The sequence below is a fragment of the Mesorhizobium sp. CC13 genome, from assembly GCF_039907765.1.
Lineage (GTDB): Bacteria > Pseudomonadota > Alphaproteobacteria > Rhizobiales > Rhizobiaceae > Aminobacter.
The window spans coordinates 103,290-114,952 of the sequence record NZ_JARDJI010000010.1; the positions used below are offsets into that span (position 1 = coordinate 103,290).

The 11,663-nt window shown below is 62.7% G+C and carries 15 protein-coding genes and 1 tRNA gene; 9 read left to right on the forward strand and 7 right to left on the reverse strand.

Features of this window, described 5'->3' with window-relative positions; translation table 11 throughout:
• Positions 1–47: 47 nt before the first annotated feature.
• From PV773_RS15145 to PV773_RS15165, 5 genes are read right to left on the reverse strand one after another with little or no spacing between them, the layout of a single operon-like run.
• The gene (locus tag PV773_RS15145) at positions 48–1,094 is read right to left on the reverse strand and encodes an arginase family protein (protein ID WP_347967148.1); all 1,047 of its coding nucleotides are present in this window, start codon (positions 1,092–1,094) and stop codon (positions 48–50) included.
• A 25-nt stretch (positions 1,095–1,119) separates the two neighbouring features.
• On the reverse strand, positions 1,120–2,193 hold the full coding sequence (locus PV773_RS15150) for an agmatinase family protein (RefSeq protein ID WP_347967149.1): 1,074 nt from the start codon (positions 2,191–2,193) through the stop codon (positions 1,120–1,122).
• A 21-nt stretch (positions 2,194–2,214) separates the two neighbouring features.
• A complete protein-coding gene (hypA, locus tag PV773_RS15155; RefSeq protein WP_347967150.1) occupies positions 2,215–2,601 on the reverse strand; it encodes a hydrogenase maturation nickel metallochaperone HypA in 387 nt (128 codons plus the stop codon).
• 9 nt (positions 2,602–2,610) lie between these two features.
• Positions 2,611–3,633 (reverse strand): hydrogenase nickel incorporation protein HypB, encoded by a 1,023-nt coding sequence (hypB, locus tag PV773_RS15160; RefSeq protein ID WP_347967151.1) that lies wholly within the window; start codon positions 3,631–3,633, stop codon positions 2,611–2,613.
• Positions 3,564–4,268 carry a TetR/AcrR family transcriptional regulator gene (locus tag PV773_RS15165; protein WP_347967152.1) on the reverse strand — a complete coding sequence of 235 codons (705 nt, stop codon included), beginning with the start codon at positions 4,266–4,268 and terminating at the stop codon, positions 3,564–3,566. The genes hypB and PV773_RS15165 overlap by 70 nt, the downstream gene beginning before the upstream one ends.
• Before the next feature lie 690 nt (positions 4,269–4,958).
• Between PV773_RS15165 and PV773_RS15170 the strand changes: the two genes are divergently transcribed.
• The 3 genes from PV773_RS15170 to PV773_RS15180 all read left to right on the forward strand — a co-directional run bounded on the left by PV773_RS15170 (position 4,959) and on the right by PV773_RS15180 (position 7,253).
• On the forward strand, positions 4,959–5,150 hold the full coding sequence (locus PV773_RS15170) for a hypothetical protein (RefSeq protein WP_347967153.1): 192 nt from the start codon (positions 4,959–4,961) through the stop codon (positions 5,148–5,150).
• Entirely contained in the window at positions 5,150–6,562 is a 1,413-nt protein-coding gene (locus tag PV773_RS15175) for a cytosine permease (RefSeq protein ID WP_347967154.1), read from the forward strand. The genes PV773_RS15170 and PV773_RS15175 overlap by 1 nt, the downstream gene beginning before the upstream one ends.
• A gap of 91 nt (positions 6,563–6,653) precedes the next feature.
• The gene (locus PV773_RS15180; RefSeq protein ID WP_347967155.1) at positions 6,654–7,253 is read left to right on the forward strand and encodes an XRE family transcriptional regulator; all 600 of its coding nucleotides are present in this window, start codon (positions 6,654–6,656) and stop codon (positions 7,251–7,253) included.
• A 47-nt stretch (positions 7,254–7,300) separates the two neighbouring features.
• Here PV773_RS15180 and PV773_RS15185 read toward each other — a convergent pair whose 3' ends face one another.
• Entirely contained in the window at positions 7,301–7,510 is a 210-nt protein-coding gene (locus tag PV773_RS15185; RefSeq protein WP_347967223.1) for a hypothetical protein, read from the reverse strand.
• 141 nt (positions 7,511–7,651) lie between these two features.
• On the opposite strand from PV773_RS15185, the gene PV773_RS15190 reads away from it, so the two are divergent.
• Positions 7,652–8,263 carry a PD-(D/E)XK motif protein gene (locus PV773_RS15190; protein WP_347967156.1) on the forward strand — a complete coding sequence of 204 codons (612 nt, stop codon included), beginning with the start codon at positions 7,652–7,654 and terminating at the stop codon, positions 8,261–8,263.
• Entirely contained in the window at positions 8,244–8,585 is a 342-nt protein-coding gene (locus PV773_RS15195; RefSeq protein WP_347967157.1) for a hypothetical protein, read from the forward strand. Before PV773_RS15190 ends, PV773_RS15195 begins: the two co-directional genes overlap by 20 nt.
• A gap of 144 nt (positions 8,586–8,729) precedes the next feature.
• On the opposite strand, the gene PV773_RS15200 is transcribed toward PV773_RS15195, so the two are convergent.
• Positions 8,730–8,804: transfer RNA gene (locus PV773_RS15200), tRNA-Gly, on the reverse strand.
• Between the two features lie 211 nt (positions 8,805–9,015).
• Between PV773_RS15200 and PV773_RS15205 the strand changes: the two genes are divergently transcribed.
• The 4 genes from PV773_RS15205 to PV773_RS15220 all read left to right on the forward strand — a co-directional run bounded on the left by PV773_RS15205 (position 9,016) and on the right by PV773_RS15220 (position 11,647).
• Positions 9,016–9,528 (forward strand): prolyl-tRNA synthetase associated domain-containing protein, encoded by a 513-nt coding sequence (locus tag PV773_RS15205; RefSeq protein WP_347967158.1) that lies wholly within the window; start codon positions 9,016–9,018, stop codon positions 9,526–9,528.
• 60 nt (positions 9,529–9,588) lie between these two features.
• Complete coding sequence (gene trxA, locus PV773_RS15210) at positions 9,589–10,554, forward strand: thioredoxin (protein WP_347967159.1); 966 nt, start codon at positions 9,589–9,591, stop codon at positions 10,552–10,554.
• 65 nt (positions 10,555–10,619) lie between these two features.
• Complete coding sequence (locus tag PV773_RS15215; RefSeq protein ID WP_347967160.1) at positions 10,620–11,291, forward strand: LON peptidase substrate-binding domain-containing protein; 672 nt, start codon at positions 10,620–10,622, stop codon at positions 11,289–11,291.
• A 128-nt stretch (positions 11,292–11,419) separates the two neighbouring features.
• Positions 11,420–11,647: a Trm112 family protein gene (locus tag PV773_RS15220; protein WP_347967161.1), complete on the forward strand. Its 228-nt coding sequence runs from the start codon at positions 11,420–11,422 to the stop codon at positions 11,645–11,647.
• Positions 11,648–11,663 lie beyond the last annotated feature (16 nt).

Genomic DNA, 11,663 nt, shown 5'->3' on the forward strand with positions numbered 1-11,663 from the left:
CGACTCCATGGGCCGGTGTGACCCGACCTTGTCCACGTGGATATTCGTTATTCGGCGGCTACCAGGTCGGTGCGGCGCAGATTGGCGTCGATCACGTCGCCGCCTTGCGCTGCCAGTGACGCCATCAGCCGCATGATCACGCACGCCGCGAGCCGTGCCGCCGTGCCGCTGATGTCGAAGATCGGGCAGAGCTCGGTAAGATCGATCACGCTGACGCTGCCGCGTTTTGCGATCATGTCGGCGATGCGCATCATTTCGCGCGATTCAATGCCGCCGGGTTCGGTGGACGTGACGCCGGGCGCCGCCGACGAATCCATGACGTTGAAATTGAAGCTGAGATACTGCGCGTCGGTGCCGCTCCAGACACGGTGGATGGAACGTTCGACCAGCGGGAAGATGCCGCCGTCGATCAGGTCGAACATTGTGTCGTATTGCAGCCCCCTCTCCTTCGAGAGGTCGATATGGTCCTTCGGGTTCATGGCATTGCGCGCGCCCAGATGCGCGACGTTCTTGATGTCGAGATTGGGCAGTTCCGTGATCCGGGCCATGGCGCACGGCGCGAGATTGCGCTCGCCGGCCCAGCTGTCGGCCATGTCGAGCTGTGCGCCGAAATGCATGTAGCCCATCTTTTTTTGCGCGCCGATATGGTCGGACAGCGCGCGCGCCGCGGCGATCGAGATCGAGCGGTCGCCGCCGCAGATGATCGGCGTGAGGCCTGATTTCAGCACTTCGCGAACGGCGCGATAAATGCGCTCGTGCGCCACCTCGGGGCTCACCTTCGGCATCGAGACGTCGCCGCAGTCGACCGCCTTGCCATGCAGGTCGACATTGTATTCGAACCAGTAGGAGAAATATTCCTGCGAGACGAGGCGGAACTCGCGCGGACCGTCCTCCGATCCGGGCTTGCCGATGTTGCCCTCGTCGAACGGCACGCCGACGAAGGCGTATTTCGCGCCGCAGGCCTTCAGCGCTTCGGCATTCAGCGGCACGTGAGCCGAACGCAGGAACGTGATCAGGCCGGGTGCCCGGTAGTTGTCTCCGGCGTCGCCGCCAAGCGGCGAGAACAGATGGGCATAGGATTTTGCTGGGTTCATGACTTTGTCTCCTCCCTGAGAATTCTTACGGTTGCTTGCCCTGCTGGCGCAGCGTCTGGGCGCGTGAACCGAGATAGTGGTAGATCATGTTGACCGTCATCTTGGCGCTGATCTGGCTCGAGTCGAAGTACGGACAGAGCTCGACGACATCGAGAATGTCGCAGCCGTGCCGGCCGGCGATGCGCGCGAACTGGATCGCTTCGCGGCCCTTCAGGCCGTAGCATTCCGGCGAGGTCGAGCCGGGCATGCAGCTCATGTCGATCGAGTCCGTGTCCCATGTGAAGTACAGCGTGTCGGCGTCCTTTTTCACCCGTTCGAAGATCTCGTTGGCGCACACCTCCAGCCCGCGCTCGATCATTTCGGGCATGGTCACAACGCGGATGTCGTTGTCGACGTAGAAATCCCACCAATCCTTCGGATTGAGGCCGTTGCGCGATCCCATGTGCGCCATGTTCCTGGCGTTGCAGTTGGGCAGGTCGAGCGCCCGCGGCGCGCCCGAGCAGTTGGTGATCAGGTTGCCCGCCCAGTCGGGGCCGGCGTCGAGATGGCTGTCGACATGCAGGTAGCCCATCTTGCCGCTGCCGGTGAAACGCGACAGCGCCTTGGCGCCGGGGATCGGCAGGGAATGGTCACCACCGAACAGGATCACCTTGGCGCCGCCTTCGAGGCACTCGGTGACGTAGTCGGTGGTGTACTCCTGCGACTTGACGTTGTTGCCCGGAACCGTCGGAACGTCGCCGCAGTCGACGACCCGGAAGAAGCTCAGCAGGTCGACGTCATATTCGAACATGTAGGGGAAATATTGGGTCGTCGCCTCACGCAGGCCCGAGGCGCCCTGCGAGGCGCCGGCGCGCACGATCTGGCCTTGGTCCCACGGCACCGCCAAGAAGCAGATCTTGGCGCCCATCTCGCGGATCTTGTGGCGGTCCGGGGGGCAGTAGGGCGCGCCCATGAAGGTGGCGAGCCCTCTGGACTTGAACGAGCCATTGTGCAGCTTCGGCGAATAGATATGGTCATACTCGCCGAACTGTTCGGCCGGGCCACGATGTTGATGCGGCGTGAACTGCCACTTGGCTGTCTCTGCTTTTCGATCAAGCATGCTGTTCCTCCCAACAGAAAACTACTGAAGTGTTTGCCGAGCCTGGGCCACCGGGTGCGGCGCTTCGTCCTCGAGCTCGATGTGGGTGAGCTCCATCTCGCGCCCCGACAGCACCTTGCGTGAAGGCCTCCCGCAATCGGGGCAACGAAGATTGGAAAGCGAGCGCGGCGACCGCGCCTCGGCGCAGTGCTCGCAGAATATCGTCAGCGGCACTTCCTCGATGTGCAGCTTGGCGCCCTCGCACCGCGTGCCGCGCGTCGCCGGACCGAAGCAGAAGTAGAGCGAGCGGGCGATGCCGCACATGACGCCGAGGCGCACATGCATTCCCGTGACCCGGCCGCGGCCGTTCCTGGACGCGTGATCGCTGGCGAGTTCGATCAGGCTCGAGGCAATCGTGAGCTCGTGCATGGCGCAACCTCAGGCGTGCAGTGCGTTGCGGATGATGTCCATCCGTGCCTGCAGGCTGTGCGCGAGGTCCTGCAACTGCGTCTGGCGGGCGCGAACGATCCAGCCCAGCCACTCGGTCATCCCGGTGCCGTCGCGGGCCGAGACGACAAGGCTCTCGATTGTCGGATTGATCTCGCGGGCGCGGTCAACACAGGCCTCGATGTCGAAATCGCAATAGGGCGCAAGGTCCGACTTCGAGATCACCAGCAGGGTCGCCGCGGCGAACGCCTCGGGATACTTGACAGGCTTGTCGTCGCCTTCGGTCACCGACAAGATCACCACCTTGTGGGCCTCGCCAAGGTCGAAGCCGGCGGGACAGGCCAGGTTGCCGACATTCTCGATGAACAGGACGCCGCCCTGCTCCAGCGACAGCGAAGCGAGTGCGCGCTGGATCATGTCGGCATCGAGGTGACACCCCTTGCCCGTATTGATCTGCACGGCCTGGGTGTCCGTTGCGCGAATGCGGTCTGCGTCGTTCGCCGTTTCCTGATCGCCCTCGATCACCCAGGTCGGGAAGGCTCCCTTCAGCCGCTGCAGCGTTTCGACCAGCAAGGTGGTCTTCCCCGCCCCCGGACTTGCAATCAAATTGAGCGCAAGCACGCCTTGCGAACCGAGTTCGTCGCGCACACCATCAGCGAACATGCCGTTCTTCGCCAGGATCTCCTGCTCGATCTGCACCAGGCGCTTCTGGCTCATTCCCGGAACATGGGTCTTGGCAGCCTCCTTGCCAAAATGCAGATCGCCGTGGCGCAGCGCGTCCTCGCCTGCGTGGTGAACGTGGTCGTGACGATGACCATCACCATGATGGTGATGGTGGTGCCCGTCGCCATGGTGATGGGGATGCCCATGATCGCCGCCCCCCAGCCCGGCATCGCCATCGATGCGAATGTTCTCAGGTCCGCAGCCGCATACCTGGCACATGGCTATCTCCCGCTCTTGGTCGTGGACGTCTTGCTGGTGGACGAGTTGGCGGCATAATGCAGCAGCCCCCAAACCACCTGCTTGAGGTAGCGCATCGCAGCAGGGATCGGAGCGCCGTGCGGCATGAAGCTGCCGAAGTAGATGCCGTCGATGTTGCGCGAAATGAACGCAGCCATCTCGTCGGGATCCGGGCAGGAAAATATGCCGACCTCGACGCCGGTGCGGATGCAGTCGGCGAGGACTTTCTTCTCGGACTCGTAGAAATCCTCGACGAAGCTGTCGATGAACTTGGGACCGGAATCCTTAGCACCGCCGGCATTGACGAACATGATACGCACGAGGCTACGCAGCGTCTCCGACATCTCGACATTGAGGTCGAGATAGGCGCTCAGCAGCTCGGCCGGGCTCTCGTGCCGGGCGACGACCTCTCCATAGTTGGTCATCAGCCGGTCAAGCGCATGAAGAACGGAAGACTGGTACAGGGAGTCTTTGTTCTTGAAGTAATAGTAGATGAGCGAGTGGGCAACGCCCAGCTTCTTTGCGATGAGCGGGATCGTGACGCTCTCGTAATCTTCCTCGGCGAAGCATTCCAGCGCCGCCTCCAGCAGCGACTCCGCCCGGACCCCCGGGTTGCGATAGAAGCGTGTCTTGGCCCGTTTGACCGATTTCACGCGATCTTCGAGATGAATGAGAGCAGCGGATTCCATTGATGACTTCCTGAGCATTGCCGGAGAGGCTCGCAGCGGCTGCGTGCGTTCAGCGCCCGAAGCAAGACGGGATTTTGCCGCTTCGGACGGCGAGGCGCTTGCATCGAGGCTGCGCTTTCGATCTTGACGCTACGTAGCTTTGACATTCGTGTCAATACGCTATTTCAAGGATTTTTCTGATCGCCCGGGGATTGAGCCACACACGGCTTGCCCGCCAGACATTTTTGACGGCTTTCCGGAAAAGCGCGCAAGTGCGTGTTAATTAGCTGTAAACGCATAATAATTTTACGAGCTCTCCACTCATCTCAGCGCGGCCGGATGCGCACCCGACCCACCAAAACATGTGCGCCAAAGCTAATATTTTTACATTCGTGTCAGGAAAACAATTTGACAGCGAAATCAAACTGCCGCAACGTTATGGCATGATGGACAGCGACCCTCTGCAAGAAGACAAAGCGCGCGCCGCACATCCGACAATCCGATGGAATCTGGGGTCGATCAGACAGGAGAACCCCGCCTGCAAGCTTCCCGGTCCTCAACAGAACCAATGCGTCGGGCGAACCTTTTGCCAGGAGGGGCAGCCGCCGCAATTCCGGACTGCCAGGACAACAGGACGATGCCAGACCCGGGGTTTTGAAGGACGTTCAAGAGCCGGGACAGGTGCTCATTTAATCTTTGGAGGAGGATGAAATGACTATCGCTTCAGAAAGCCCAGACAATGAAATGCGCCGGGAGTTGAACCGGCGACTGAACATCATCGCGGACCCGAGCTACATGGACCCGGCCCGCACGGATATTTCGGGCCGGGAGCTCGGGATATGGTTCGCGGTCACTGCCGCTATCCTGCTTGGCGCGATTGCTATGTGGGTCGGAGGCAACTGATGGCCGCCACACCAAAGTTCACGGGCGCGAGCGCCGCCTTCGGCACGCTTCCCGTGCTCAAGGAAGAACGCGAGCTCGGCTTCCTCGACAATTCATGGATCAATATCGGCCTCGCCATCGCCACATGGGCTTTCCTGCTCGGCGGCAGCACGGCCCTGGTCGTCGGCGCCCGGGACGGGATCTACGCGATCATCATCGGCAACGTGATCGGCGTGTCGATCATGGCCGTCAGCGTCTGCATCTCGACCGGGAAGTTCGGCATCGAGCAGTTCACCTTGATGCGCAGCGTATTTGGGCCTGTGGGCATCCTGATCCTTGTCGGCTTCTTCCTCGCCATCTACGGCGTCGGCTGGTCGTCGGTCCTGTCGATCATGTTCGGTCGCGCGATCAGCGGCGTCATGAACCAGGTCGTTGGCACGAACATCGGCGAAAACGATCTAGGCGTGACATTCTTCGCCATTCTGGCGATTGCAATCTCCTGGCTGTTGCTCTGGAAGGGGCCAACAGCCGTCAAATGGCTCAACCGGCTTGTCGGGCCGGGCAAGCTCATCCTGTGCTTCAGCATCCTGTTCCTCATATTCAGCCACAAGAGCTGGAGCGACATCGCCAACGCGGCTCCCCTTGCGCCATTTGACGATCACCGGCTCAACTTCATGATTGCGGTCGAATTCAATCTGGCGGCAGGCTTTGGCTGGTGGCCGGTACTGGGAAACATCTCTCGCTTCACGCGCACGCCCCGCGCTGCGCTTTGGCCCAATCTGATCGGCATCTTCGCCGCGGCCGTGCTCGGCGAACTGGTCGGCTTGTTTGCCGCCCTGAGCCTGGGGTCGCATGACCCGACAGCCTGGATGATCCCGCTGGGCGGAGCCTTCGTCGGTGTGACCGCGCTGCTGTTCGTCGGACTGGCCAACATCACCGCCATCGTCAGCATCTTCTACGGCATGTGCCTGGCGATGCGACAGGCCGGCGGCCGCTACTTCGAAGCCATGCCTTGGGGGTTGCTGACCGGCGCCCTGTTTGTTCCGGTGATCGTCATCGCCTTCTTCCCGGGCCAGATCTACGACAACTTCTTCAAGTTTCTCGCCTGGACCGCGCTCGGATTTGCACCGCTCTCCGGCGTGACGGCGATGGACTATCTGGTCCTGCGGCGAGGCCGCATCAAGCAGTGCGACGTGTTCAACGACAGCGCCAATTCCGACTACGCCTTCTGGCGCGGCATCAATCCCGCTTCGTTTGTGGCCTTGGCCGCCGGCGGCAGCATCTACTACGCCCTGTTCAACCCGCAGTCACTGGCCGCGCATGGTCCATTCGTCTGGGTGAGCGCCTCGGTGCCCGCCTGCTTGGTGGCAGCAATCGTTCACTACGTCCTGACCAGGACGATGGTGATGCCGGCAAGGCGCGGCGGATACTGATGGAGCGTCGGGTGATCCGGGATGGGTCACCCGAACCCCGCGAACGCTTAAGGCCTCAAACAAGCGTCCGGCCTATAGACCCAAGATTCCGATGATCGTGAAAAAAGCCAGAGACCCATTATTGCATGGCGCAATCGGCCGGGAGGTTCGCGCCTTTCGGACCAGGTACGGCATGAAGGTGGGTGATCTTGCGGTGGCCACCAACCTGTCGATCGGAATGCTCTCGAAGATCGAAAACGGGGACATCTCGCCCTCGCTGTCGACGCTGCAAGCAATATCGCGCGGCCTGGCTATACCCATAACGTGGCTGGTGCGTCCCTTCGAAGTCGAACGGACCGCCGTTTTCAGCAAGGCGGGCATTGATCGTGTTCAGGCTAGCGGGTCTGCCGGACAGCACCACAAGTCCCTTGGCCATGCCGCCGCTTCGAATGGACTTCTTGTAGAACCTTGCATGATCTCACTCACCCGCGAGAACGACGTCTTTCCGACAGTCGGCCACCAGGGCTTGGTCTTCCTTTACCTGCTGGAAGGTGAGATGGCGTACCGTCACGGCACCGATGTTTATCGAATGACGCCTGGGGATAGTCTGTTCTACGACGCCGCGACCCAACACGGTGCGGAGGAGCTGGCCCGACTGCCCGTGCGCTGCCTGACTCTCATGACGCGCCGTCAAAGCAGACGATGCGAATAGTCACTGGGCTTCGCTGTTGGTAGATCGACTTCCTGTCGCCGACTAGTCTAGGTCGTAGAACTCATAAGCGCGCAGCCAAAGACGGCGAGTTGGACCATGTCCAGGAAGTTCTCAGCCAGCTTGTCGTAGCGGGTCGCAACGCGGAGGAAGTGCTTCAGCTTGGAGAAGAAGCGCTCGACCAACCGGCTCAACCGCGCCAGCGCCGAGGGCTGGAAGGCGGACCTGGCAAAGGTCGGCAAGCAGATCCGCGGCATCATCGCGGCCATCAAGGCCGGCATATTTCACGATAGCATGAGGGCCGAGGTGGATGCGCTCGACGCGCGCAAGGCCATGCTCACCAACCAGCTTGCGTCCTCCCCCCGGGACAAGCCGGACCTTCTGCCAAGCATATCGTCAGTTTGCGCCCGGAAGGTCGGCCGGCTGATCGAAGCGCTCAACCATCCGGACGACCGGCCGCAAGCCGCTGCGGCATTGCGGTCGCTGATCGAGAAGATCGTGCTGATGCCATCCAGTCAGGGGCTTTTCATGCGCCGGTGCGGCTTGCGCTCCTTGAGGTCCGCTTTGGCAGCCTGCACCGTATTCTCCTTGCGGACGGCGAACGGCGTGAAGAGTTGCTGTCAGTCATCACCTGCACCTCGCAAGACGCGGAAACGCAGGCTTACTTCCTGCATATCTGTGGGACGATCCTTCGCATCGTCGGCCCAAACCCCTCGCTGCACGATATCGTGCAGGTGGTCCGTCGCCTCGTCGAACTCTTCCGACGCCCATCAAGGCCCGCCTCCCGTTCGATCAACGGCTTACTGGGCGAACTGTTCCTGATCGCCGCAAGCCGCGACGTGCGCACATCGACCGCCGCGTGGCGCAGCACCGACATCGACCGCTTCGACTTCTCTATCGGCAATGTACGTCTCGACGGCTTCGAGCGACCGGCTGCGCACGCGTCATCTGTCTGTCGAGCAATGCCAGCCTCCTCCTGGAACGGTGGGGTTGTTGGCCTCACTTTTCATTGAGGGGAGCGGCGGTGGCCAATCTCTGCGCGAACTCGTTGCGGCAATCGAAGCTGCACTCTCAGGTCACGACGACCTTATTCTTAAGGTTCAGGAGACGATAGCTGTGAGCCTGCCAACTGCAATGGAGGCGCGCTTCGATGATCGTTTGGCCCGGGCATCGCTGCGCTTCTATAACCTGGCGACCGTGCCCGCGATCCGGGAAGGCGTGCCAGCAGAAGTGACCCAGGTACATTTTTGCTCGGACCTATCTCGGACTGAGCCCATCAGCGATAACGACTTACAAGCTATATCCGGCGTAGCGTCTCAATTCATGCCAAAGTGAGCGCGCCGACTTCATGCCCGCCACTTCGGCCAACTCGTAACCCGCTGGTGACCCTGACGCGAGAAGCCGAATTTCTGCTCGCGTTTTCGCATCCCCAGAAACGACGAAGGCCGCGGAGAACCGCGGCCTTTTTCGTGGAGTAATTGGAGCGGGTGAAGCGATTCGAACGCTCGACCCCAACCTTGGCAAGGTTGTGCTCTACCCCTGAGCTACACCCGCTCGCCGCGGCTCGCCGCCGCAACGGCGCCTATATGGCCGAAGAGCGCGGTGAATGCAACAGGGTATCAGCGCTCTTTTTTCATCTTTTTTCGCGGGCGCGGAAAACCGGGTGTTGACCCATGGGGAGGCTTGCCTCACGGCACGAGCAGTCTTGTGTCGGCTCCTGGCATTGCCCATAAACCGTAGCGCACAGCAATCCGGGCGAGATTCCATGACAGCTCCAGCCAACCCCAAGACCCAGGCCGAACTGATGGCTTTCCTCGACGGACTGGGGATCGCGGTCAGGACGCGCACCCATCCGCCGCTGTTCACCGTCGCCGATTCGCAGGCGCTGCGCGGTGAGATCGCCGGCGGGCACACCAAGAACCTGTTCCTCAAGGACAAGAAGGACAATTTCTTCCTCGTCACCGTCGACGAGGAGGCCGAGGTCGACCTCAAGCAGATCCACCACCTGATCGGCGCATCGAGCCGCGTGTCGTTCGGCAAGCCGGAGGCGCTGATGGAACTGCTCGGCGTGATCCCCGGAGCCGTCACCGTCTTCGGCCTGATCAACGATACGGCGGCGCGCGTGAAGGTCGTGCTCGACAGCGCCCTGATGGAGAACGAGGTGGTCAATGCCCACCCGCTGACCAACGAGGCGACCACCTCGATCTGCCGCGACGACCTCTTGCTTTTCGTCCGTGCGACCGGCCACGACCCTGTTATCTTGAAAGTCTCCGGCTGATCGCCACATGCTTGGCTTTAACGGCCATCGCGAGCGGCCGCCTCTACCGAAAGATCGAAGATGAGCAACCAGAACAATCCCTTCGGCGGCGTCAGCGGCCAATACTCCACCAACGTGCAATATGGCGGCGCGCCGGCAACCGGTGCGGCGCCGGCGGCCGATCTGATCAAGGACACGAGCACGGCCGGCTTTGCCGCCGACGTCATCCAGGAATCGCGCAAGCAGCCTGTGCTGGTCGACTTCTGGGCGCCCTGGTGCGGGCCGTGCAAGCAGCTGACCCCGGTGATCGAGCGCGTGGTGCAGGCCGCCGGCGGACGCGTCAAGCTCGTCAAGATGAACATCGACGACCATCCCGCAATCGCCGGCCAGCTCGGCATACAGTCGATCCCGGCCGTCATCGCCTTCAAGAACGGCCAACCGGTCGACGGCTTCATGGGCGCGGTGCCGGAGACCCAGATTCGCGAATTCATCGACCGCGTCGCCGGCAAGGGCGGCGGCGCACAAGTCGAGGACGCGATGGCCGCGGCAGCGGAAGCCCGCGCTGCGGGCGACCTGCAGGCCGCGGCCCAGATGTACGACGCCGTGCTGGCGCAGGCGCCCGACAATGTCGACGCCATCGCCGCGCTGGCGGAGCTGCTGTTCGAGGCCGGCGACAAGGCCGGAGCCGAAGACGTGCTGGCCCAGGTCCCGGAGGACAAGAAGGACACCGCGCCGATCGCCTCGGTGCGCGCCAGGCTGGCGCTGGCCGAGCAGGCCGCCAGCCTGGGCGACGCCGCGGAGCTGGAGCGCCGCATCGCCGAGAACCCTAAGGACCACCAGGCGCGTTTCGACCTCGCGATGATCCAGAACGCCAAGGGCCAGCGGACCGAGGCTGCCGACAATTTGCTCGCCATCGTCAAGGCCGACCGCAGCTGGAACGACGATGGTGCCAGGGCGCAGCTCCTGCAGCTGTTCGAGGCCTGGGGCATGACCGACGAGGTGACGCTCGCCACCCGGCGCAAGCTGTCGTCGCTGCTGTTTTCGTGACGATTGGGCGGAACGGGCTTGCGGCGCGCCGGAACCGCCCCAGATAGAGACCGGCAGGGTGTACCATGCAGGCAGGTAACGCGCATTACAGGCTCGGCACCGATCTCCCGGCGACTGTCACGGTGTTTCCGCTGACGGCCGCGCTGCTCTTGCCCGGCGGCCGCATGCCGCTGAACATCTTCGAGCCGCGCTACCTGCAGATGGTCGACGCGGCGATCGGCGGCTCGCGCCTGATCGGCATGATCCAGCCGGCGCTCGACGGCACGCTCATGGCCGACGGCGAGCCCGAGCTTTGCCCGGTCGGCTGCATCGGCCGCATCACCTCCTTCACCGAGGCCGGCGACGGGCGCTACCTGATCTCGCTGCAGGGGGTGTGCCGGTTCCGCGTGGTGCAGGAGCTTGCGGTCAAGACCCCGTTCAGGCAGTGCAAGATCGCTCCCTTCGTCGCCGATCTCGCCGAGGACAGGGCCGCCACCGACATCGACCGCCCGGCGCTGCTGCGCGCCTTCCGCGCCTATCTGCAGGCCAACGAACTCGAGGCCGACTGGGAAAGCGTCAGCCGGGCCGACAATGCGATGCTGGTCAATGCCCTGTCGATGATGGCGCCCTATGGCGCCGCCGAAAAGCAGGCGCTGCTCGAGGCGCCCGACCTCAAGACCCGCGCCGAGACGCTGATCGCGATCACCGAGATGACGCTGGCGCGCGACAACGACGATTTCGGTTCGAGCCTGCAATAGGCAGGGCCGAGCGAAGGAACCGCGTGACCGTATCCCGCCGTGCTTCGGGGGACGATGCGGGGGGAAATGGCAGCATCCGGATGCGACGGGCGCGGCGGAACAAAAGCGGTCGACAGGCGGAGGTATGGATGACCGAAACTAAGGGACGCGGCATCGACATCAAGCTGCTCGAGCTGCTCGCCTGCCCGCTGACCAAGGGGCCGCTCGTCTGGGACTCCGAGCGCGGCGAACTGGTCTCGCGGCTGGCGCGGCTCGCCTATCCCGTCCGCGACGGCATCCCGGTCATGCTGCCTTCCGAGGCAAGGCCGGTCGACGAGGCGGAGACGGGAACCAAGCGGCGGCCGTCGCCGGAATGAGGCGGGGCATGAACAC